Source organism: Bacillus sp. FSL L8-0167, assembly GCF_038630295.1.
GTDB classification, from domain to species: Bacteria; Bacillota; Bacilli; order Bacillales; family Bacillaceae; genus Bacillus; species Bacillus safensis.
Genome location: NZ_CP152027.1, coordinates 2,054,512 through 2,076,617, shown reverse-complemented (window position 1 = coordinate 2,076,617; position 22,106 = coordinate 2,054,512). Strand labels below are relative to the sequence as shown.

24 protein-coding genes are annotated in these 22,106 nt (G+C 41.5%); 23 read left to right on the top strand and 1 reads right to left on the bottom strand.

From position 1 onward, the window contains the following. Positions 1-3 precede the first annotated feature (3 nt). The 11 genes from hisC (at position 4) to ypjB (ending at position 10,003) form a co-directional block, all read left to right on the top strand. On the top strand, positions 4-1,101 hold the full coding sequence (gene hisC, locus MHB66_RS10580) for a histidinol-phosphate transaminase (RefSeq protein ID WP_024422797.1): 1,098 nt from the start codon (positions 4-6) through the stop codon (positions 1,099-1,101). A gap of 114 nt (positions 1,102-1,215) precedes the next feature. After that, positions 1,216-2,331: a prephenate dehydrogenase gene (locus tag MHB66_RS10575; protein WP_034280434.1), complete on the top strand. Its 1,116-nt coding sequence runs from the start codon at positions 1,216-1,218 to the stop codon at positions 2,329-2,331. A gap of 10 nt (positions 2,332-2,341) precedes the next feature. Further along, on the top strand, positions 2,342-3,628 hold the full coding sequence (gene aroA, locus MHB66_RS10570) for a 3-phosphoshikimate 1-carboxyvinyltransferase (protein ID WP_034280435.1): 1,287 nt from the start codon (positions 2,342-2,344) through the stop codon (positions 3,626-3,628). A 280-nt stretch (positions 3,629-3,908) separates the two neighbouring features. After that, the gene (locus MHB66_RS10565) at positions 3,909-5,180 is read left to right on the top strand and encodes a tetratricopeptide repeat protein (protein WP_342490552.1); all 1,272 of its coding nucleotides are present in this window, start codon (positions 3,909-3,911) and stop codon (positions 5,178-5,180) included. A 75-nt stretch (positions 5,181-5,255) separates the two neighbouring features. Beyond that, positions 5,256-5,795, top strand: a complete 540-nt coding sequence (locus MHB66_RS10560; RefSeq protein WP_008344562.1) for a ReoY family proteolytic degradation factor — start codon at positions 5,256-5,258, stop codon at positions 5,793-5,795. Between the two features lie 61 nt (positions 5,796-5,856). Then, on the top strand, positions 5,857-6,303 hold the full coding sequence (locus tag MHB66_RS10555; protein ID WP_034280438.1) for a YpiF family protein: 447 nt from the start codon (positions 5,857-5,859) through the stop codon (positions 6,301-6,303). 144 nt (positions 6,304-6,447) lie between these two features. Continuing rightward, positions 6,448-6,954, top strand: a complete 507-nt coding sequence (locus MHB66_RS10550) for a ubiquinol-cytochrome c reductase iron-sulfur subunit (protein ID WP_007500911.1) — start codon at positions 6,448-6,450, stop codon at positions 6,952-6,954. Positions 6,955-6,956: 2 nt separating this feature from the next. Next, positions 6,957-7,631 carry a menaquinol-cytochrome c reductase cytochrome b subunit gene (qcrB, locus tag MHB66_RS10545; protein WP_003215804.1) on the top strand — a complete coding sequence of 225 codons (675 nt, stop codon included), beginning with the start codon at positions 6,957-6,959 and terminating at the stop codon, positions 7,629-7,631. Between the two features lie 41 nt (positions 7,632-7,672). Beyond that, positions 7,673-8,440: a menaquinol-cytochrome c reductase cytochrome b/c subunit gene (locus tag MHB66_RS10540; protein ID WP_024422792.1), complete on the top strand. Its 768-nt coding sequence runs from the start codon at positions 7,673-7,675 to the stop codon at positions 8,438-8,440. A gap of 100 nt (positions 8,441-8,540) precedes the next feature. Continuing rightward, positions 8,541-9,134 (top strand): DUF1405 domain-containing protein, encoded by a 594-nt coding sequence (locus MHB66_RS10535; protein ID WP_024428102.1) that lies wholly within the window; start codon positions 8,541-8,543, stop codon positions 9,132-9,134. Between the two features lie 65 nt (positions 9,135-9,199). Continuing rightward, complete coding sequence (ypjB, locus tag MHB66_RS10530) at positions 9,200-10,003, top strand: sporulation protein YpjB (protein WP_046311598.1); 804 nt, start codon at positions 9,200-9,202, stop codon at positions 10,001-10,003. Between the two features lie 30 nt (positions 10,004-10,033). Here ypjB and MHB66_RS10525 read toward each other — a convergent pair whose 3' ends face one another. After that, on the bottom strand, positions 10,034-10,906 hold the full coding sequence (locus tag MHB66_RS10525; RefSeq protein ID WP_024422789.1) for a YitT family protein: 873 nt from the start codon (positions 10,904-10,906) through the stop codon (positions 10,034-10,036). A gap of 137 nt (positions 10,907-11,043) precedes the next feature. Between MHB66_RS10525 and MHB66_RS10520 the strand changes: the two genes are divergently transcribed. From MHB66_RS10520 to MHB66_RS10465, 12 genes are all read left to right on the top strand, one after another. Then, entirely contained in the window at positions 11,044-11,379 is a 336-nt protein-coding gene (locus MHB66_RS10520) for a nucleotide pyrophosphohydrolase (protein ID WP_024422788.1), read from the top strand. Between the two features lie 5 nt (positions 11,380-11,384). Further along, positions 11,385-12,188, top strand: a complete 804-nt coding sequence (gene dapB, locus MHB66_RS10515; protein ID WP_034280443.1) for a 4-hydroxy-tetrahydrodipicolinate reductase — start codon at positions 11,385-11,387, stop codon at positions 12,186-12,188. A gap of 17 nt (positions 12,189-12,205) precedes the next feature. Next, on the top strand, positions 12,206-12,625 hold the full coding sequence (gene mgsA / locus MHB66_RS10510) for a methylglyoxal synthase (RefSeq protein ID WP_024422786.1): 420 nt from the start codon (positions 12,206-12,208) through the stop codon (positions 12,623-12,625). Next, the gene (bshB1, locus tag MHB66_RS10505) at positions 12,612-13,316 is read left to right on the top strand and encodes a bacillithiol biosynthesis deacetylase BshB1 (protein ID WP_046311596.1); all 705 of its coding nucleotides are present in this window, start codon (positions 12,612-12,614) and stop codon (positions 13,314-13,316) included. The genes mgsA and bshB1 overlap by 14 nt, the downstream gene beginning before the upstream one ends. Before the next feature lie 2 nt (positions 13,317-13,318). After that, positions 13,319-14,464, top strand: coding sequence for an N-acetyl-alpha-D-glucosaminyl L-malate synthase BshA (gene bshA / locus MHB66_RS10500; protein ID WP_046311593.1), 1,146 nt, complete (start codon positions 13,319-13,321; stop codon positions 14,462-14,464). After that, positions 14,457-15,659, top strand: a complete 1,203-nt coding sequence (locus tag MHB66_RS10495; protein WP_046311591.1) for a CCA tRNA nucleotidyltransferase — start codon at positions 14,457-14,459, stop codon at positions 15,657-15,659. The genes bshA and MHB66_RS10495 overlap by 8 nt, the downstream gene beginning before the upstream one ends. Continuing rightward, positions 15,632-16,615, top strand: a complete 984-nt coding sequence (locus MHB66_RS10490) for a biotin--[acetyl-CoA-carboxylase] ligase (RefSeq protein ID WP_046311589.1) — start codon at positions 15,632-15,634, stop codon at positions 16,613-16,615. The genes MHB66_RS10495 and MHB66_RS10490 overlap by 28 nt, the downstream gene beginning before the upstream one ends. A 197-nt stretch (positions 16,616-16,812) precedes the next feature. Then, on the top strand, positions 16,813-17,652 hold the full coding sequence (panB, locus tag MHB66_RS10485) for a 3-methyl-2-oxobutanoate hydroxymethyltransferase (RefSeq protein WP_024422781.1): 840 nt from the start codon (positions 16,813-16,815) through the stop codon (positions 17,650-17,652). Next, positions 17,649-18,515 carry a pantoate--beta-alanine ligase gene (gene panC / locus MHB66_RS10480; RefSeq protein ID WP_046311587.1) on the top strand — a complete coding sequence of 289 codons (867 nt, stop codon included), beginning with the start codon at positions 17,649-17,651 and terminating at the stop codon, positions 18,513-18,515. The genes panB and panC overlap by 4 nt, the downstream gene beginning before the upstream one ends. Then, entirely contained in the window at positions 18,508-18,891 is a 384-nt protein-coding gene (gene panD, locus MHB66_RS10475) for an aspartate 1-decarboxylase (RefSeq protein ID WP_024422780.1), read from the top strand. The genes panC and panD overlap by 8 nt, the downstream gene beginning before the upstream one ends. A 113-nt stretch (positions 18,892-19,004) precedes the next feature. Further along, entirely contained in the window at positions 19,005-21,797 is a 2,793-nt protein-coding gene (gene dinG, locus MHB66_RS10470; RefSeq protein ID WP_046311585.1) for an ATP-dependent DNA helicase DinG, read from the top strand. A gap of 132 nt (positions 21,798-21,929) precedes the next feature. Next, positions 21,930-22,100, top strand: a complete 171-nt coding sequence (locus MHB66_RS10465; protein WP_065214698.1) for a YpmA family protein — start codon at positions 21,930-21,932, stop codon at positions 22,098-22,100. The last annotated feature ends 6 nt before the right edge of the window (positions 22,101-22,106 follow it).

Below are 22,106 nucleotides of genomic sequence, written 5' to 3'. Positions count from 1 at the left end.
ATTTTGCAAATCAAAGATCAATTAAAACAGCTAAAACCGTATCAACCTGGGAAACCAATTGAAGAGGTCAAAAAAGAATATCAATTAGACAAAATTGTGAAATTGGCTTCAAATGAAAACCCTTTTGGATGTTCTGTACATGCAAGAGAGGCAATACAAGCCGAGCTCGAACATCTAGCGATTTATCCTGATGGATACAGCGCAAGTTTAAGAACGGAGCTTGCTGAGTTTCTTCAAGTAAGTGAAAAACAATTAATTTTCGGGAATGGCTCAGATGAACTTGTGCAAATTATTGCGAGAGCATTCCTTGACCAACATACAAATACCGTCATCCCATCTCCATCGTTTCCGCAATACCGTCACAATGCAGTGATTGAACATGCTGAAATTCGAGAAGTGCCTCTTTTAGAAGGAGGAGCTCACGATCTGAAGGGCATGCTGGATGCGATCGATGAAAACACGAAGGTTGTCTGGGTATGTAATCCAAATAACCCGACAGGAAATCATTTGTCAGAATCTGAGATTGTGGCGTTTTTAGATGAAGTGCCAGCTCACGTGCTTGTTGTACTAGATGAAGCGTATTTTGAATACGTTCGTGCAGAAGATTTTCCAAACAGTTTATCTTTATTACACAATTATCAAAATGTCATTGTACTTCGAACGTTTTCTAAAGCATATGGACTTGCAGCGCTTCGAGTAGGCTACGGAATTGCATCAGAAGAGCTGATTACTGCCATTGAACCAGCGAGAGAGCCGTTTAATACCAGCCGTATCGCTCAAGCAGCTGCTCGTGCAGCGATCAAAGATCAAGATTTCATACAATCATGCAGACAGAAAAACGAAGCAGGTCTCAAGCAATATCAAGATTTTGCTGACCGTTTTGGACTATATATCTATCCATCTCAAACAAACTTTGTGCTGATTGATTTTAAAAGAGATGCCGATGAATTGTTCAATGCATTATTGAAAAAAGGTTACATTGTTCGTTCCGGTAAAGCACTTGGTTTTCCGACTTCTTTACGTATTACCGTCGGAACAAAAGAGCAAAATGAAGACATTCTAAGCACACTTGCCGATTTACTGCAAGGCATTCGTGCGTAGCATAACCAGAAAGTCATATCCTAAGGCAGGATATGGCTTTCATTGTACCAACCTCAATACATATAAGCTGTTGAAATAGGTTGTTTAATTTTCGCGAAAAATCAGGTGATGAATATGAATGATGCAAACGAAACAATATTAATCGCTGGACTCGGTTTAATTGGGGGATCTATTGCACTCTCAATTAAAAAAGAGCATCCTCATAAAAAAATTGTAGGATTTGATGTTTCCAAAGAACAAATGGTTGCTGCAACAAAGCTGGGAATTATTGATGCAACAGCTGATTCGTTTTTGGCTGGTTTAGAAGAATCTTCGACCATTATTTTGGCAACTCCTGTCCAGCAAACAATAAAGATGCTTAGTGATATTGCAGACTCTGGAATTGAAAGAGAGCTCACAATCACTGATGTCGGCAGCACAAAGCAAAAGGTCGTCCATTTTGCTGAAAAAGCGCTGCCTGAGCAGTACCAATTTATTGGTGGACATCCAATGGCAGGCTCTCATAAGTCAGGTGTTATTGCAGCGAAAGACTTTTTATTTGAAAATGCGTTCTATATTTTAACGCCTGCAAAGGAAACAAAACGTCAAGCTGTTGATCGGTTGATGGATTTGTTAAAGGGGACACATGCTCATTTCATCGAAATGACACCAGAAGAACATGATGCTGTGACAAGTGTTATCAGCCATTTCCCTCATATTGTTGCAGCCAGCCTTGTGCATCAAGCACATCATTTTGAAGAACAATTCCCACTTGTTAAAAGGTTTGCTGCTGGAGGCTTTCGTGATATCACACGAATTGCTTCAAGCAATCCTGCAATGTGGAGGGATATCCTGCTGCACAATAAACACAAGATTTTAGACCGATTCCATGAATGGAAAAAAGAGATTAACCGCATTGAAACCTTCGTAGAGCAAGAAGATGCTGAAGGATTGTTCTCTTATTTTCAAGATGCTAAGGAATATCGCGATGGACTTCCTCTAAGGAAAAAAGGAGCCATTCCTGCTTTTTATGATCTGTATGTCGATGTTCCGGATCACCCTGGGGTCATTTCGGAGATTACAGGGCATCTAGCAAGTGAAAACATTAGTATTACAAATATCCGTATTATTGAGACGCGGGAAGACATTAATGGGATTTTACGCATTAGTTTTCAAACAGACGACGACCGCAAGCGTGCAGAAATCTGTATAAAAAATAGAGCGAATTACGATACATTTTATGCTGACTGAGGTGACAAACATGAAAATTCATAAAAATGCTCCTATGAATGGAGAAATTCATATCCCAGGTGATAAATCTATTTCACATAGATCAGTGATGTTTGGTGCAATTGCTGAAGGGACCACAGTAGTGAAAAACTTTCTTCCTGGAGCTGACTGTTTAAGTACGATTGATTGCTTTAGAAAGATGGGCGTTGAAATTGAACAAAAAGGGACAGATGTTGTCATTCATGGTAAAGGACTGAAAGAGCTCAAGGAGCCGTCTGACATTCTCGATGTTGGCAATTCTGGTACAACCATTCGATTAATGTTGGGAATATTAGCTGGTTGTGAGTTTCACAGTACACTAATCGGTGATGAGAGTATTGCCAAAAGACCAATGAAACGTGTGACGGGTCCGCTTAAACAACTAGGAGCCAAAATAGACGGCAGAGCAAATGGCGAGTTTACACCACTGTCTATTCGTGGCGGTCATTTAAAAGGAATCTCTTATGAGTCCCCGGTGGCAAGTGCACAAATTAAGTCGGCTGTCCTTTTAGCTGGACTTCAAGCAGAGGGAACAACGACTTTAACTGAACCTCATAAATCAAGAGATCATACAGAAAGAATGCTCTCTATGTTTGGTGTAAAACTAGATGAAGATGAACAAAGTGTTTCCATTGAAGGCGGCCAGACATTAACAGCAACAGATATATTTGTTCCAGGAGACATCTCTTCAGCTGCATTTTTCCTTGTAGCTGGATCAATCGTTCCTAACAGCCGGATTGTCTTAAAAAATGTCGGGTTAAACAAAACAAGAACAGGTATTATTGATGTGCTGAAACTTATGGGTGCAAACCTTGAGATTAATGAAGTAGATGCCAAAGGCGGAGAACCGTATGGTGATTTAACGATTTCTACTTCATCATTAAAAGGGATTGAAATTTCTGGTGACATGATTTCAAGACTCATCGATGAAATTCCGATTATTGCGCTTCTTGCGACCCAAGCAGAAGGAACAACGATCATTAAAGATGCTGCTGAGTTAAAAGTTAAAGAAACCAATCGAATTGATACAGTCGTATCAGAACTTAAAAAACTCGGTGCTGATATTGAAGCAACAGATGATGGTATGAAGATTCATGGTAAAACTACGCTTCAAGGCGGCGCAGTCGTCTCAAGCTACGGAGATCACCGTATCGGTATGATGCTGGGAATTGCCGCATGTGTGACAAAGCAAGCCATTGAGATTGAAGATACAGATGCTGTTCGTGTCTCATACCCGAATTTCTTTGAACACATTGAATATTTAACGAAAACAGTCTGAGGAGGTCCTCAGGCTTTTTCTTTCCTTTTGCATATTTGTCAGAAATATAGCATAGCTTGTCTCAAGGTGAAACCTTGAAAAAAAACATTTTGTCCGATAAAAATAGTGTCTGCAGTTTACAAATCATCAGTTTCGTATAGGATGAAATGAAAAACAGTCTTTAAAACACAAAAATGGGTTCATTTTAAAAGAGCAACATATTTGCTGGATGTGTACCTGTCGATTATGATATGAAGTAACAATAGTTTAGGTTTTTGGAAACAGAAAGGAACGGTTTGATTTGAATAGTTCATTACAAGAAGCCATAAAATTAGTTGAGGCGGGTGAGACTGAAAAAGGACTCCAAACACTTGCTCAAGCAGAGAAGCATTTGCATGATGAAGAAAAGGCGCAAGCGGCTCAATTATATTATGATTGGGGAGATATCGATAAAGCACGGAATCTCATCAGTGATTTACATGATTTATATCCAGAGGAAACAGGTTTAACGTGTTTTTATGCAGAGCTGTTGATTGACTCTGATGATGAAGAGAAGGCGATTGCAGTATTAGAAACGATTCCTGAAGATGATGATGCGTACCCAGAGAGTTTATTGTTAATGGCAGATTTGTATCAAATGCAAGGACTATTTGAAGTCAGTGAACAAAAGCTTTTAAAAGCGAAAGAACTACTTCCGAATGAAGCCATCATCGATTTTGCATTAGGTGAGTTGTATTTTTCTCAAGGTCTTTCAAAGAAAGCGGCCGATTATTTCTACAAAGTGGCAGATCAACAGCATGAGGTTGGCGGTGTCAATGTGTATCAGCGGCTCGCTGAATCGCTCAGCACAGCTGGAGAATTTGAGGATGCACTTGAATGGTATGAAAAGGCAGTAAAAGATCAAGCAGACCCGAATACTCTTTTTGGCTACGGATTTACAGCAATGAGGGCTGGCAGAACGAAAACAGCCATTCAGCAGCTTACAGAACTGAAAGATATTGATCCCTCCTATTCGTCACTTTATATGCCTTTAGCGAAAAGTTATGAGGAAGAAGGACTATATCACGAGGCTTTAGAGGTAGTAAAAGAGGGTATTAAAGTTGATGAGTATAACAAAGAATTATATTTATATGGTGCCAAGATTGATTTGAAAAATGGGAATTCAGAAGATGCGAAAAAACTGCTTCAAGAAGCACTTGCTCTCGATCCGGGTTATATTGAAGCAGTTCAAACATTGCTGGCGATCTATTTAAATGAAGAGCTGTTTGATGAAATTCTGGATGTTATTAAAGAGGTTAAAAGCTTTGGGGAAGATGATCCAAAATGGAATTGGTATGCTGCATCTGCTTCTGTCGGGCGAGAAGAATACAAAGAAGCTGCCGAGTATTTCAAGCTTGCCCTGCCTGATTTTGATGAGGAACGTGACTTTTTATATGAATACGCTTCGTTCCTTTTAGAAGAGGGCAGACAAAAAGAAGCATTGCCGTTATTACGCAAAGTTCTAGAGAAAGATGGCACGAATGAAGAAATTGAAGAAACGATTTTAAGAATTGAAGACGAAATTTCCTTATAGTTTGCAGGAATGAAGAACTGGTTTGTTGAATAATTCATGTATAGCAATTTAATTTACGATAGAGGAGGGAATAACATGCAGACCCCTGTTTCTGTCAATGAAAAAAAGGAATTTATCCGGTGGTTCTTAAACCATTATCAGCTAAAGCGAAGAGAGTGTGTTTGGATATTAAATTATTTAATGAGTCACGACTCTTTGATGGAAAAGGTTCATTTTGTAGAGCAAGCAGAATTTTGCCCAAGGGGAATCATCATGTCAACACACTGTGTGGATGAAGTTCCCTTTAGATTTTATAAAGAAAACATCATGACGACAGATGCTGAAAAGTCATTTCATGATATTCGTTTGAATAAACAGCAGGATTTGTTTATTCAATTGAATTTCCGTTCTGCTTATCGTTCGCCGGAATATGCAGCTGTTCTTGAAACAAATCCTCATATTCCAAAGGATCTTTATGAGAACGAAAAAGATAAGGATCTTGCTGAGAAAGTGCTTGAGCACTCAATCGCAACTTTCCAAAAAGAACGGCTCATGAAAGAGATAGATGAAGCACTTGACCGTCATGATCAAGAAACATTTAATAAGCTGGCAAAAGAATTAAGCCTATTGTCATAAACTGAGCGAATAAGCCTTGCCCTATACAGGCAGGGCTTATGTCATGAAAGAGGGGAAATTGATGAAGTTTCAAGCAGAGGACGCGGATCGCTTTTTGCAATCTAAAGCTTACATTGATACCGCTATCATTCCATTAGTTGGGATTGATGCCGATCAAATGAAACAAACCGTGTCTTTAGGAGAGTTTACTATTCTTGTAGCAGATGAACTTGAAAGACAGTTAAAAGGGCGGGTTTTTCTTTTTCCGCCACATACATATTTGGAAGTGAGTGACCGGAAACAAGAAGACATACTCACAATGAAGCAGTCGCTCAAAGATCATTTTCAGCATGTCGTATTGATCACATCTGATCACCAGTGGAAAGAGCATACTGAGATCAGTGAATCGCTATTTTTGCTCAAGCCGGTTCCGCTGGAGCATTTGAAGGTTGAATTAAAGCAAAAAGTGATTCAAGACAGTGTAGAACAAATTTTGAACTTTTTGTTACAAAAATGGAACCCTTCATAAAAACCCTTACATTTGCATTGTACATAGCTTTTTAGGATGTTGACCTTGTGAATAGATTGATATATTATGAGGGTGTCCTAGTTTTATGAAATTTTTTCTAATTCAGTTATAAAGTAGCTGACGACCTGAGGGGGGGAGAAAAAAATGAGCGAGAAGAGACATGGAGTGTCCAGGCGTCAATTTTTGAATTACACGTTGACCGGCGTGGGGGGATTTATGGCCGCTGGAATGCTCATGCCTATGGTTCGCTTTGCGCTTGACCCTGTGCTAAAAGGAACAGAGGATCAGGATATGGTTCAAGTTGTCAGTGTAGATGAACTGACAAAGGAACCGAAGCGCTTTGACTTTAAAATTGATCAAGTAGATGCATGGTACGAGTCAAAGGAATCTAGGTCAGCATGGGTGTACAAAGAAGGGGATGAAATTGTCGCTTTATCGCCAATCTGTAAACATTTAGGATGTACAGTGAACTGGAACAGTGATCCGAAAAATCCAAACAAATTTTTCTGCCCGTGCCATTATGGGCTGTACGACAAGGATGGTACAAACGTACCCGGAACTCCACCGCTTGCACCGCTTGACCATTATAAGCAGCAAGTGAAGGACGGATACCTCTATCTTGGAAAAGCTGTGCCGAAAGGGGAAGGGTAACGATGCTTAACAAGATTTACGATTGGGTAGATGAGCGGCTGGACATTACACCAATATGGAGAGATATTGCGGATCACGAGGTGCCAGAGCACGTCAACCCAGCACATCATTTCTCCGCTTTTGTGTATTGTTTTGGCGGTTTAACGTTTTTTGTGACAGTCATTCAAGTCCTTTCGGGCATGTTTTTAACGATGTATTACGTGCCGGATATTAAAAATGCCTGGGAATCTGTCTATTATTTGCAAAATGAAGTGGCATTTGGCCAGATTGTCAGAGGGATGCACCACTGGGGTGCGAGTTTAGTTATTGTGATGATGTTTTTACATACGCTAAGGGTCTTTTTCCAAGGGGCGTATAAAAAGCCTAGAGAGCTGAACTGGATTGTTGGTGTGCTCATTTTCTTTGTGATGCTTGGACTTGGTTTTACAGGTTATCTTTTACCATGGGATATGAAGGCGCTGTTTGCGACTAAGGTTGGTCTTCAAATAGCAGAAGCAACACCTTTCATTGGTAAAGAGATCAAAACGCTGCTTGCAGGTCATCCTGACATTGTAGGGGCACAAACGCTGACGAGATTTTTCGCTATCCATGTCTTTTTCTTGCCAGCGGCATTATTTGGGCTGATGGCTGCCCACTTTATTATGATTCGTAAGCAAGGAATTTCTGGACCGCTTTAAAATGCTGCGTTTGATGAATGTTCAATGAGGAGGGGATGACTTTGCATAGGGGAAAAGGGATGAAGTTTGTCGGAGATTCCAGAATACCGGCAGAAAGAAAACCTAACATACCTAAAGACTATTCCGAATATCCGGGAAAAACAGAAGCCTTTTGGCCGAACTTTCTTTTAAAGGAATGGCTTGTAGGTGCCGTTTTTTTAATTGGATTTCTTGTCCTAACTGTTGTTCATGCGCCTCCGCTTGAGCGGATGGCTGATCCAACAGATACTGGCTATATTCCGCTGCCAGACTGGTATTTCCTATTTTTGTACCAGTTATTAAAATATGAATTTGCTGCAGGAAACTTCACTGTCGTCGGCGCGATGATTATGCCTGGAATTGCGTTTGGTGCACTTTTGCTCGCACCATTTCTTGATTCAGGTCCAGAACGCAGACCGTATAGAAGACCAATTGCAGTCGGGATGATGATTCTTGCAGTCGGCGCAGCAACATATTTAACGTGGGAGTCTGTTGCAACTCATGATTGGGAAGCAGCGGCAAAACAAGGTGAGATTAAGAAAGAAGCAGAGATTGATACTTCAGCTGAAGAGTATAAAATTTATCAAGAGCAGACATGTATCTCCTGCCATGGGGATAACATGCAGGGCGGAGCAGCTGGACCGTCACTTGTTGACAACGGTCTTTCGCCTGAAGAGATCGCTAAAATCGCTGTAGAAGGTAAAGGCAACATGCCGAAGGGTGTTTTTAAAGGCAGTGATGAAGAACTCGAGAAGCTCTCTAAATATTTATCTGAGGTCAAATCAAAATAATTCAGTTGTTTAAATGCAAGTACAAGGATATACTCAAAAGAGAAAAAGCTGGCGCTGTCAGCTTTTTTCTGATTTTAACAGATCGTGAGTGAAGAGACATATGAGATGGATTCAATATTTGCTAGCGACGCGCTACATGCTTGTGCTGGTGCTTATGATCAATTTCCTTGGCACTGTGTACGGCTACTATTGGTATATTCCGCAGCTCGTAGAGACACCGGCTGTCTTTTTAGCTTTTGTACCAGACAGTCCAACGGCCAGCTTTTTCTTTTTATTTGTATTACTTGCGTTTTTGATGAAACGAAATGCTCCTTATTTTGAAGCACTTGCTCTTGTGACCTTGATTAAATATGGGTTATGGGCGGTAGGAATGAATATCTTTGTGCTTTTATCTGTTGATGATTTTCCGTGGGAAGGATACATGCTGATTGGGTCTCACTTTGCGATGGCGGTTCAGGCTGTATTGTTTGCGCCATATTATCGTTTTCAAATGCGTCATCTCGTGGTAGCAGGCATTTGGATCTTACATAATGATGTAATTGATTATGTATTTGGTATGATGCCCCGTTATTCTATGCTGTCTGCTTACTCAAACGAGATCGGCTACGTGACGTTTTGGCTAAGTATTGCGGTTCTTCTTGTTTCGTATTATCTCGTTCTATCGAAAAAATCGGTCAAGCTGGAACTCCCTTAACAATGTTGGTCTAACCTTGTCCTTTTCTTCATACGCTGTAAGGAGAAGGGCTAGGAGGGACTTGCATGAAACGAAAGCCAATCGCGATGATTCTATTATTTTTTCTCGTATTACAGCCAGCAGTTGCCAAAGGTGAGGAAACAGCTGCTAACACGCTGCAAGAATTAACGGAACTATCAGATTCCATCTTTCAATTAACGAGACAAGCTAAATATGATGAGGCGTTACAAGTCGCATTGTATGTTGAAAAGACATTTAAAGCTGAGAATTGGCGTGGAACTTTGACGAATACGCAGATTCGGCAAATTACACTTGGCTATCAAGATATGATAAAAGGGCTGCCGCAGGAAGAATTGAATGAGCGTGAAAAGCTTCGTTATGCCTCTCAATTTAGAATGCTGCTTGATGCGATCCAGTCGGATTCTGAGCCTCTTTGGGGTTCGCTGGAGAAGCCCATTATGGGGTCTTTTCCTACTTTGAAAAAAGAAGTAAAAGATCCAGAATCGACGACATTTTATGAAACTTGGAATGAGCTGGTTTCTTTATACGATATGATCTATCCAAGTTTAACCATTGATATTTCGCCTGAAAAGCTCCAGACGATTAAGCAGCACATGGAAGTAATTGAGCAAGGTGAGTTTTTAAAAGCATCAAGTGGGACAAAGCTTGAACGTCTCACGAAGCTGGAAGAGGATTTATCGAGTGTGTTTGCTCACATCGATGAAGATGAAGCTGATCCATCGCTTTTATGGGTCATCCTAACAACCGGGAGTATCATTTTATTAACGTTAACGTATGTTGGATTTCGGAAATATCGTGCCGAAAAAGAAAAGAAACAAAAACGTCAGGCTGATTATCCTAAATCATAAAAAAAGAAGCCCAAAACTGGTGCTTCTTTTTTAATGTGGATTGAGCGGCTTTTTGTGTTCATCTAATGTAAAGCCTTCACCGAGTACATCATGCACGTCACTGACAGATACAAACGCATGAGGATCGACTGAGGTCACGACACTTTTGAGGTGGACAAGCTCGTTTTTCGGAACGACGCAATAAAGGACGTTGCGCTCCTGCTTCGTATAGGAACCGACCCCTTTTAAGATGGTGACACCGCGCTCCATTTCATCCGTGATTTTCTTTTGAATGATGTCATCTTTTTCAGAGATAATCATGGCGCCTTTGGCAGCGTAAGCGCCTTCCTGCATGAAGTCAATGACCTTCGCAGCAACAAACACTGCGACAAGTGTATACATCGCTTCTTTATAATTTAAGTAGGTCAGAGAGATGGTAATGACGCATGCGTCGAAGATGAACATCGTTCGTCCCATTGCCACCTGATAATGCTTGTTGATCAGTCTTGCAATGATGTCCACACCGCCTGTTGTACCGCCGAATTTAAAGATGATCCCGAGGCCTGTTCCGATAAATACACCTGCAAAGAGGGCGGCTAAGGCTAAATCGTGCTGGAGAGGCATATGTATTTGAAAGCGCTGGAAGATGGCAAGAAAGACAGAAAGACTCACTGTTCCTACAATTGTATAAGTAAACATCGTTCTGCCAAGCATTTTCCAGCCTATAAAAAAGATCGGAATGTTTAAGACAAGGTTTGAAATAGATGGGTCAATGTGAAATAGAAAATATAAAAGCAGTGTAATACCTGTAAATCCGCCTTCCGCCAAATTGTTCTGCATATTAAAATGAACAAGACCGAAAGAAAAAATCGCAGATCCTATTAAAATAAATACGATATTTTTAAGACGAATTTCTTTTAGCAAGAGACCACTCCTTTTTTTGCTTAGACAGCGATAATATTATATGGTATGGGAGAGAAACAAGCAAACTGAGTCTTAAACATTTGTCAAATATTTATGATTTCGCTAACATGTAAGAGATGGATAGGAGGATGAGCTTCATGACGAAAGAAAAAACGCTGCGTCACGTGCAGCAAGAAGTAGATGATTACATAGGACAATTTAAAGAAGGCTATTTCAGCCCTCTTGCGATGATGGCCCGCCTGACAGAAGAATTAGGGGAGCTGGCAAGAGAGGTTAACCATTACTATGGAGAAAAGCCGAAAAAAACAACGGAAACAGAAAAAAGCATGGAAGAAGAAATTGGCGATGTTTTGTTTGTGTTAACATGCCTCGCTAATTCACTTGATATTTCACTAGAAGAAGCACATGATCGTGTGATGCATAAATTCAATACAAGAGATAAAGACCGCTGGACGAAAAAAGAAGGGAAGTAGAGACGATGACAAACGAAACCATCAAAGTAGTAATCGCTGGAGCAAGAGGAAGAATGGGGATAGAGGCTGTGAAGCTGGCGGAAGAAACAGGCCATTTTGAGCTGGTGGCCGCACTTGATCACACGCATGAAGGAAAAAAATTATCTGATGTGATTCATACGACATCTAATGCACCGATTTATACGGATATTGATGTGTGTCTTTCAGAAACAGCACCAGATGTATTAATTGATCTGACAACACCTGAAATCGGGAAAGTACATACAAAAAAAGCACTTGAACATGGCGTGCGTCCAGTCGTAGGAACAACTGGATTTTCAGAAGATGACCTAAAAGAGCTTCAGCAATTAACAGAAGAAAAGGGCATAGGCTGTATTATTGCACCAAACTTTGCTGTCGGTGCGGTCTTAATGATGAAATTTGCCAAAATGGCCGCGAATTATTTCCCTGACGTTGAAATCATTGAGCTTCACCACGATAAAAAACTAGATGCCCCAAGCGGTACGGGCTTAAAAACGGCTGAAATGATTGCAGAAGTAAGAGAAAGCAAAAAGCAGGGACATCCAGAAGAGAAAGAATTAATCGAAGGGGCACGAGGAGCCGATTATGATGGTATCCGTCTGCACAGCGTGAGACTTCCTGGTATGATTGCACATCAAGAAGTGCTGTTTGGAATGGACGGACAGACGCTCACCATTCGTCATGATTCTTATAACCGTGCATCCTTTATGTCAGGCGTGAAGCTTTCAGTAGAGCAGGTCATGCACATTGATCAGCTCGTTTATGGTTTAGAAAATATCATCGACTAATAAGGAGTGGATTCCTGATGAACATTGCTTTAATCGCTCATGATAAGAAAAAAAGTGACATGATTCAGTTTACCACCGCGTATCGTGATATTTTGGCAGATCATACACTTTACGCAACAGGGACAACAGGTTTGAGAGTGAAAGAAGCGACGGGGCTTCCCATTCATCGTTTCCAATCAGGACCACTTGGGGGAGATCAGCAGATCGGTGCTTTAATTGCTGATAATGCAATGGATCTTGTGCTCTTTTTTAGAGACCCGCTAACTGCGCAGCCGCATGAACCGGATGTATCTGCACTCATCCGGCTTTGCGATGTGTATACCATTCCATTAGCCACCAATATGGGAACTGCTGAAATTTTAGTCAGGAATTTAAATAAAGGTACGTTTGATTTTCGAGATGTAGCAAAAAACGGAGGAACAAATGAAACGACTTGATATCCTTGCATTCGGTGCCCATAGCGATGATGTAGAGATCGGAATGGGCGGAACGATTGCAAAATACGTAAAAAAAGGGGCGCGCGTCGGGATTTGCGACTTGACCCAGGCCGAATTATCTTCAAATGGAACAGTAGAGAGCCGCAAAGAAGAAGCAAAAGCCGCCGCCGCTATTTTAGGTGTCAGAGCGAGAATCCAGCTTACACTGCCAGATAGAGGGCTTTATCTAAACGACGAAGCGATGAAGGAAATTGCAGGCGTGATTCGAACATACAAACCGAAACTGATTTTCGCTCCGTACCACCAAGATCGGCATCCAGATCATGGCCATGCGGGCTCACTTGTAGAAGAGGCCGCTTTTTCTGCAGGTATACATAAATTTGAAGATTCATACAAGCAGCCAGCGCATAAAATAAGCCAAATGTATTATTACATGATTAATGGGCACCATCGTCCAGATTTTGTGATCGATATTTCTGAGGAAATGCACCAAAAAATTGATAGCTTGCACGCGTATAAAAGCCAATTTGTTAAATCGGCAAACTCAGTAGAGACACCTCTTGTGAACGGTTATATTGATTTTGTCAAAATGAGAGAGTCTATGTATGGAAGAGAAGTCAACAAAGCTTATGCAGAAGGGTTTATCACAAAGAAACCACTTTTGATAGACGATGACTTACTTGGGGGGTAATTATGAAAAAACTGAGGATCGGAATTACTTGTTATCCAAGTGTCGGCGGCTCAGGCATTATCGCCACGGAGCTTGGAAAACGTTTAGCTGAAAAAGGGCACGATGTTCATTTCATTACCTCTAGCATTCCGTTTAGGCTTAATAAAGTATATCCGAATATTTATTTTCATGAGGTGGATGTGAATCAATATGCAGTTTTTCAATATCCGCCTTATGACCTTGCGCTGGCAAGTAAATTGGCAGAAGTCGCAAAACGAGAAAAGCTTGATATTATTCACGCGCATTATGCAGTCCCGCATGCTGTCTGTGCGTTTCTAGCCAAACAAATGACTGGACACTCTGTGAAAGTCGTTACGACGCTTCATGGAACGGATATTACGGTTTTAGGCTATGATCCATCATTAAAAGAAGTGATCCGGTTCGCCATCGAATCATCGGACCGCGTAACAGCGGTGTCGCATTCGTTAGCTGCGCAGACGTACGATCTCATCAAACCAGATAAAAAAATTGATACGATTCATAATTTTGTTGATGAACGGGTGTATTTGCGTGAAGATCACGATTTGTTAAAGACACATTATGGTCTTTTACCGAACGAAAAGGTCATCATCCATGTATCAAACTTTCGAAAGGTGAAACGAGTGCATGATGTGATTCATGTGTTTCAAAAGATTTCTGAACAGGTGCAGGCAAAGCTGCTGCTCATTGGTGATGGTCCTGAGAAATCGGTTGTATGTGAACTCGTGAAAAAATTAGGACTGACAGACCGCGTATTGTTTTTAGGCAAGCAAGAGAAGGTTGAGGAGCTTTATTCAATAAGTGATTTGAAGCTGCTTCTTTCGGAGAAGGAGAGCTTTGGGCTAGTGCTTCTTGAAGCAATGGCATGCGGTGTCCCTTGTATCGGTACGGATGTCGGCGGTATTCCAGAGGTCATTACACATGGAGAAACAGGGTTTCTTGTCCCGCTCGGCGATATAGATGGAGCAGCAAAGCACGCAGTGTCTCTGCTCAAAGACGAAGCGCTTCATGAAAAAGTGTCAGCGGCAGCACAGTCTAGTGTTCAGGCTCATTTCTCCTCTGATAAGATTGTGAGTGAATATGAGAAGCTTTACGTAGAATTGATCGAAGGTGATGATGAAGATGAATGAACCATTCACACATGCGATCCCTATATTACATACACTGCACGAGCATGGGCATCAGGCTTACTTTGTCGGCGGAGCGGTGAGAGATGTTCTATTAGGACGGGAAATCGGCGATATCGATATTGCGACAGATGCAACACCTGATAAGGTTGAGTCTTTATTTGAAAAAACAGTAGATGTCGGTAAGGAGCATGGCACTGTCATTGTGTTGCATGATGGTGTCAGCTATGAGGTCACGACGTTTCGAACGGAATCAGAATATGAAGATTTTCGCAGACCGAAAGAAGTGGCGTTTATCACGTCGCTTAAGGAAGATCTTTTAAGAAGAGATTTAACGATTAATGCGATGGCCATGGATATAAATGGGGAAATTATTGATCATGTAGGTGGAAAACAGGATATTAAGCGGAAACGAATTCAAACCGTAGGAGATCCTGCGTGCCGCTTTCAAGAAGATGCGCTTCGCATGATGAGAGCTGTCCGTTTTTTAAGCCAGCTTGGCTTTGAACTCGCTGATGAAACGGCTGAAGCTATGAAAAAGGATAAGCATCTGCTTGCCAACATATCAGTTGAGCGCAAAAAGATTGAAATGGAGAAGCTTTTAAAAGGCCGTCATTGTGAGAAGGCCATTCAAGTACTCATTTCAACCAAATTATATGAAGAATTGCCAGGTCTCAAAGAGGAGCGTCTTAATAAATCCTTTCAAGCCTTTCCATATTATTTACTGGATGGACTAGAAGAGGTATGGGGGGCTTTCATCCATTTGCTCGGCCTAGATGAAGCGGAGGCTGCGGCCTTCTTAAAAGAATGGAAGCTGTCAACGAAGCTTTTGAAAGACGCAGTAGCTATTAGTCAATACGTTGATTGTGACTGGGATGCGGAAACCATGTTTGAAGCTGGTGAACACGTGCTCTTATCTAGTTTGAAGATCACACAGCTAAAACATGAGCGCCGCATTTTCTTTGATGAGCTGGAGGCAGCGAAGCGTTCTTATGATGCACTGCCGATTAAAAAGCTCCAAGACCTCGCTGTTTCAGGAAAAGATTTAATGGCATTTCGGCAAAAGTCGTCTGGGAAATGGATTGCAGAGGAGCTCAATTTTGTGAAAAAAGCTGTTTTGCAAAACCGTTTAGAAAACCGAAAAGAAGCCATAGAGGAGTGGCTTAAAGCATGCGATCCGCAATTAGAAAACGATTAATTGAACTATTTACAGAATCCAGCCAGGATTTTGTCTCAAGTCAGCAGATTTGTGATGAGCTTGGCTGCTCCCGAACAGCTGTGTGGAAGCATATGGAGGACTTGCGAAAAGAGGGGTATGAGGTAGAAGCAGTTAGAAGAAAAGGATACCGTCTGCTTCGTAAACCGGACAAAATTAGTGAGGACGAAATTCTGTTTGGTCTGGAAACAGAGAGCTTCGGCAGGCATATTTACTTTCAGAAAGAAGTCGCTTCCACTCAGCTGATTGCCCATGATCTTGTCAATGAAGGTGCGCCCCACGGCACAATCGTTGTCAGCGATCATCAGACAAACGGAAAAGGGCGTCTTCAAAGAACGTGGCATTCACCAAATGGGACAGGCATTTGGATGAGTCTTATTCTCCGGCCTGAGATCGCGCTGCATAAAGCGCCGCAAATGACGCTTTTGGCATCTGTAGCCATCGCAGAAGCGATTGCGCAGCAAACAGGACTCAATCCATCTATTAAATGGCCAAACGATATTTTGTTGAATGGAAAAAAGGTCGTTGGCATTCTGACTGAATTAAAAGCAGAAGCTGACCAGGTTCATGCGGTCATCATTGGGCCGGGCATTAATGTGAACCAAACAGCTGATGACTTCCCGGATGAACTAAAGGATGTCGCCACAAGTCTGCGAATGGAACTGAATGAAAAAGTGGATCGGGCTGCACTCATACAACAGATGATGTCCACTTTTGAAAAAAGGTATGACGATTACATGAAGCAAGGATTTGCGCCGATTAAACAATTATGGGAATCGTTTGCGATGACGATCGGTCAACATATTGTTGCCCGCACCGTCAATGGGCAATATACGGGGAAGGCGCTTGGCATCAATGAAGAAGGTGTTTTATTGCTTGAAACAGAGGACGGTATCCAAAAAATCTACTCCGCAGACATTGAGATCAAGTCAACTTGAGTGGAACACCCGGCGCATTTTTGATATACTTCGTGTGGGCAGTATCTGCAAAGAACTGTACCTGTTAGGAAGAAAAATTCGATAAATTTCTGCCTTGATCCTAAGGGACTTGGACAGAGGGATGATTCGCCGCACATGAGAAATCAAAGCATGTGATGTGAGGCTAGCCATCTCCTCTCCAGAATGAGGAGGAACAAATGAAGACAAAGCTAGATTTTTTCAAAATGAAAGAACAAAACGAACCTATTGTGATGCTGACCGCATACGACTATCCAGCTGCAAAGCAAGCGGAAAAAGCGGAAGTCGACATGATCTTAGTTGGTGATTCACTTGGGATGGTTGTACTTGGACTAGATTCCACAGTTCAAGTCACGATGGATGATATGATCCATCACACAAAAGCAGTGAAAAGAGGCGCAAAAGACACATTTGTTGTGACTGATATGCCATTTATGTCTTACCATTATTCGTTAGAAGAAACAATGAAAAATGCAGCACGCATCATGCAAGAAAGCGGTGCCGATGCCTTAAAGCTAGAAGGCGGAGATGGAGTATTTGAATCCATTCAAGCTTTAACAAGAGGCGGAATTCCTGTCGTCAGTCATTTAGGCCTCACACCTCAATCAGTTGGTGTACTTGGCGGGTATAAAGTGCAAGGAAAAGACCACGAAAGTGCTCAAAAATTGATTGAAGACAGCTTGAAATGTGAGGAAGCCGGAGCGATCGCACTTGTGCTGGAATGCGTACCTGGCGAACTGACAAAACGAATTACCGACATGCTGAAGATTCCTGTGATCGGAATTGGTGCAGGAGCTGAGGCAGACGGACAAGTTCTCGTTTACCATGATGTGGTAGGATACGGGGTGTCTAGAACACCTAAGTTTGTGAAACAATACGCGCAAATTGATACTGTTTTAGAAGAAGCGCTCATTCAATATACGAAAGAAGTAAAAGCACGCACATTTCCAGAGGACATGCACACGTTTCATATCAAAGAAGAAGTCCTTGATGGCTTATATGGGGGAATCAAAAAATGAACGTTGTCTCCCATATTCACGAGCTAAAAGAATTAATTAAGCAGCATCAAGAAAACCAGCATTCCATCGGCTTTGTCCCAACGATGGGCTTTCTTCATGAAGGACATCTGACGCTTGCGAAAGAGGCAAGAGGTCAAAATGACATTGTCGTGATGAGTATTTTTGTCAATCCTTTGCAATTCGGACCAAATGAAGACTTTGAATCCTATCCAAGGGATATGGAAAGAGACCAGCGTCTTGCAGAACAAGCAGGGGTGGATATTTTATTTACACCTGATGTGAAGGAAATGTACCAAAATGAACCATCTATTACGATGACGGTTCAAAAGCGGACGGATGTCTTATGCGGAAAAAAACGTCCAGGACATTTTGACGGCGTTGTCACTGTGCTCACAAAGCTGTTTCATCTTGTGTCACCAACAAATGTCTACTTTGGACTAAAGGATGCACAGCAAGTCGCTGTGATCGATGCGATGATCAAGGATTTCTTCTTTGATCTTCACCTTGTATCTGTACCGACAGTCAGAGAAGAAGACGGTTTAGCGAAAAGCTCAAGGAATGTGTACTTGTCAGAAAAAGAAAGACAAGAAGCACCCGCTTTATACCGCGCATTAAAAAAAGGACGGTCAGCTGTTGAAAAAGGTGAACGTGATGTCAGTCGTGTATACCAGCTGATTGAAGAGGAACTTGTTCAGACGTGCGGAGAAATTGATTATATTGAGATCTACTCATATCCAGAACTTGAGCCGCTTGAGCAGTTAACAGGTCAAGTCATTATGGCGATTGCGGTGAAATTTTCACGGGCAAGACTGATTGATAATGTGATTTTCCATGTTCCTGAAAGCGGTGAAAAACATGTATAGAACCTTTATGACATCTAAGCTTCATAAAGCAACGGTAACAGAAGCAAACTTACATTATGTGGGAAGTATTACAATTGACGAAGATTTACTTGATGCGGCAGGTATGATGGCAAATGAGAAAGTACAAATTGTCAATAATCATAATGGCGCAAGACTTGAAACATATATTATTCCCGGCGAAAGAAAGAGCGGTGTCATTTGTCTAAATGGGGCGGCGGCGAGACTCGTTCAGCCAGGGGATGAAGTCATTATTATCGCTTATGGGATGCTGTCAGAAGAAGAAGCAAAGACACATACACCAAAAGTGGTCGTGTTAAATAAACAAAATCAAATTGAACAAATGATTGGGCAAGAGCCTGCGAGAACGATTTTATAACGCAAGCTCCATGGAAACAGAACAGTTTCAGAAGAGAGGCTGTTCTGTTTCATCTATTTTGTCCAGAGTGTGTTTCACTTCAGGGTGAAACGAGGAATTGAGGTGTCCATTTTATGACCGATCAAAGGTTTGTTGTCGTTGATATTGAAACCACCGGAAATTCACCTAAAAAGGGTGATAAAATCATTCAAATAGCTGCGGTGGTCATTGAAAATGGACAAATTGTCGAACGGTATTCAAAATATGTGAACCCGGGAAAAGCAATCCCTGGATTTATTGAACAGCTGACAGGCATTCAGCAGCACATGGTTGAGGATGCGGTGTTTTTTGAGGATATTGCCCAAGAGGTATATGATCTCATACAGGGTGCTTATTTTGTTGCGCACAATGTTCATTTTGACTTGAATTTTTTAAATGATGAACTAAAAGCATGCGGGAAAAATGAGCTGGATGTGCTAGCAATTGATACAGTTGAGATCTCTAGAATTCTTTATCCTGAGCTTGAAGGTTATAAGCTCACTGAATTAAGTGAAGAGCTCATGCTTCCACATGACCACCCGCATAGGGCGGATAGTGATGCGGAAGTTACTGCCATGTTATTTTTAACTTTATTACATCAATTAAAACATACACCGAAAATTGTGCTGAAGCAGCTGCGCAGATTATCCTCTTATCTCCTAAGTGATATAGGACTTTTAATTCAGCAGCTTGAAACAAGTCATGCTAGCCGGGAAGATTCTTTGGTGGAAGTCGGCTCTTTTGCTGTAAAAGATGTCACCAATTCTATCAGTAGGGCGACACATTCAGTAGGTGAAGATGATGAACAGCTGTTTGAGGAAATCAAAAAGAAGCTTCCGCAAACGGTAGAAGGCTATGAGGTAAGAGAAGGACAGCTTACAATGATGAATAAAGTGAGAGATGTGTTTCATGAAAGAGCCTATGCATTAATTGAGGCGGCACCGGGTATTGGGAAAACGCTCGCTTACCTCATCCCAGCTGCTCTAGAAGCGAGGAAATCAGGAAAACCTGTCATTATTAGTACATATTCCATACTTTTGCAGCAGCAAATGCTTCAGCGTGATGTGCCGATGTTGAATCAATTGCTCCCGTTTGAGCCTGCTGCCTGTGTATTTAAAGGTCGGGCGCATTATATTTGTTTAGATAAGTTTGAGCATGTGCTTCATGAGGAAGATGATAACTATGATGTCGTCTTAACGAAGGCGCAAATTTTAATGTGGCTCCTTGTAACAGAAACAGGTGATTTATCTGAACTGAATTTACCGTCAGGAGCTGCCAATATAAAAGACCGCATTTCCTGTGTGCATATGCCGTTTACATCGAAAAAGCGTCGTTTTAAAGAGTATTGCTTTTATGAGCGCGCTAAAAAAAGGGCAAAAACAGCTGATTTAATTTTAACGAATCATCGTCTGCTCTTATCACAAACGGAGGCATCGTCTATCTTTCAGCATGCTGACGTATATGTGATAGACGAAGCCCATCAATTTGAGAAAACAGCCAATGAAACCCTAGGGGATAGTGCGTCTTATATCCAGCTTCACGCGAAGTTAACACAGCTTGGCTCCTTGCAAGGCGGATTGTTAAAGAAACTGAAAAAGAGATTTCATCATGCAGGGTTACAGACAGACACCTTTATTGAAATGGATGAGTATCTCAATCAGCTTCAAATGGAAAGTGATGCTTTCTTTAGCACCGTCCATTCATTTGTGAAAAGGACAAAACCAAAAGCCGACATCAATCGTCTCATTCATAGAGTACGTCATCATTCAAAGCATGCTCAGTGGAAACGGATTAAAGAAACGGCAAGTAAGCTTTGTTCCTTGTTAATTGCTTGTGAGAAGCTGTATGAACAGCAAAAAAATGAGCTTCTTCAAAAAAGTGATCAGCTGACAGAACACTTTGCCTTTGAAGCAGAGGAATACGACCAAGTCATGTCGTTTATGCATACTTTTTGCAGTACACTGTACCGGTTTATCTTTGAACCGAAAAGCGATGAAACGGTTTGGATTGAAATTGATGCAAAAGGGGCCAAAAACGCTGTCTTTATGCATGCACAGCCGTTAGATACTGGGGAGCTTTTGGCTGACCGTTTCTTTATGAACAAAAAGAGTGTTGTCCTCACATCAGGGACGCTTACCATTAATCACCGTTTTGATTATTGCTTGGAACGGTTTGGCCTGCAAGATTTTTACCCTCATCTCGTGCAAATTGATTCACCTTTCGAACTTGAAAAACAGCTTAAGGTCATTGTTCCAGCAGACATGCCGCCGATTACAAACCGTGATGAACGAGATTATGTAAAGCAAGCCGCACGATATATTAAGATCATGGAAAAGCAGCAGCATGCAAAAATATTGGTTTTGTTTAATTCACATGAGATGTTAAAAGCAGTCTATGAAGAGCTAAAAACAGAAGGGATGCAGTCAGCCCTTTTTGCTCAAGGTCTAACAGGCGGAAGCCCCGTAAAATTAACGAAAATGTTCAAATTAGCAAAACAGGCCATTTTACTTGGTACGGGTAGTTTTTGGGAAGGTGTGGATTTTCCGGGCGCAGAGCTGACAACAGTCATCATGGCACGTCTTCCGTTCAGGCCGCCTGATTCTCCGCTTATTGAAGCCAAATGTGATGCAGCAAAAAAACAAGGGAAAAATCCGTTTAAAGCCGTCGCTTTACCAGAAGCTGTGTTAACCTTTAAGCAAGGAGCTGGACGCTTGTTGCGCTCTGAAAAAGACATAGGCACATTGCTGATTTTAGACCGCCGAGTGAAAACCGCTTCATATGGAAAACTATTTTTAGAATCACTCCCTCATGCGCCGGTTCACGAGATGTCAAAAGAGTCACTTGAGGCGTATATAGAAAACCTTAACAACGAAAAGCCGCTGTCATAAGCGGCCTTTAGCTGGTGTGGGTTTGGAGTTAATTTATCGTAACGGCTTTTTGTGTTCCGTTGTAAAAATAGTATCGGTTCCCGTGCAGAAAAGTATGACTAACAATATTTACGTACCGAGGAGGAATTAGAAGTGGAAAGTAAAATAGAGGTACTTTCAACTGTTCAAATTAAACATTCAGAAGACCTGTACAAAATCGTTGATTTATTGAACAGAACGCTTAAAAGAGAAGATCTTATGTTTGGATTAGCATTAGATCAAGAAGACCAAAATCAAGCGGTATTTACGATATACCGCACATAGGGGAAG

Coding starts and splice junctions, on each gene's coding strand:
- MHB66_RS10575 (WP_034280434.1), top strand. CDS start 1,216: ATGAATGATGCAAACGAAACAATATTAATCGCTGGACTCGGTTTAATT.
- aroA (WP_034280435.1), top strand. CDS start 2,342: ATGAAAATTCATAAAAATGCTCCTATGAATGGAGAAATTCATATCCCA.
- MHB66_RS10560 (WP_008344562.1), top strand. CDS start 5,256: ATGCAGACCCCTGTTTCTGTCAATGAAAAAAAGGAATTTATCCGGTGG.
- MHB66_RS10555 (WP_034280438.1), top strand. CDS start 5,857: ATGAAGTTTCAAGCAGAGGACGCGGATCGCTTTTTGCAATCTAAAGCT.
- MHB66_RS10550 (WP_007500911.1), top strand. CDS start 6,448: ATGAGCGAGAAGAGACATGGAGTGTCCAGGCGTCAATTTTTGAATTAC.
- qcrB (WP_003215804.1), top strand. CDS start 6,957: ATGCTTAACAAGATTTACGATTGGGTAGATGAGCGGCTGGACATTACA.
- MHB66_RS10535 (WP_024428102.1), top strand. CDS start 8,541: ATGAGATGGATTCAATATTTGCTAGCGACGCGCTACATGCTTGTGCTG.
- ypjB (WP_046311598.1), top strand. CDS start 9,200: ATGAAACGAAAGCCAATCGCGATGATTCTATTATTTTTTCTCGTATTA.
- MHB66_RS10520 (WP_024422788.1), top strand. CDS start 11,044: ATGACGAAAGAAAAAACGCTGCGTCACGTGCAGCAAGAAGTAGATGAT.
- dapB (WP_034280443.1), top strand. CDS start 11,385: ATGACAAACGAAACCATCAAAGTAGTAATCGCTGGAGCAAGAGGAAGA.
- mgsA (WP_024422786.1), top strand. CDS start 12,206: ATGAACATTGCTTTAATCGCTCATGATAAGAAAAAAAGTGACATGATT.
- bshB1 (WP_046311596.1), top strand. CDS start 12,612: ATGAAACGACTTGATATCCTTGCATTCGGTGCCCATAGCGATGATGTA.
- bshA (WP_046311593.1), top strand. CDS start 13,319: ATGAAAAAACTGAGGATCGGAATTACTTGTTATCCAAGTGTCGGCGGC.
- MHB66_RS10495 (WP_046311591.1), top strand. CDS start 14,457: ATGAATGAACCATTCACACATGCGATCCCTATATTACATACACTGCAC.
- MHB66_RS10490 (WP_046311589.1), top strand. CDS start 15,632: ATGCGATCCGCAATTAGAAAACGATTAATTGAACTATTTACAGAATCC.
- panB (WP_024422781.1), top strand. CDS start 16,813: ATGAAGACAAAGCTAGATTTTTTCAAAATGAAAGAACAAAACGAACCT.
- panC (WP_046311587.1), top strand. CDS start 17,649: ATGAACGTTGTCTCCCATATTCACGAGCTAAAAGAATTAATTAAGCAG.
- panD (WP_024422780.1), top strand. CDS start 18,508: ATGTATAGAACCTTTATGACATCTAAGCTTCATAAAGCAACGGTAACA.
- dinG (WP_046311585.1), top strand. CDS start 19,005: ATGACCGATCAAAGGTTTGTTGTCGTTGATATTGAAACCACCGGAAAT.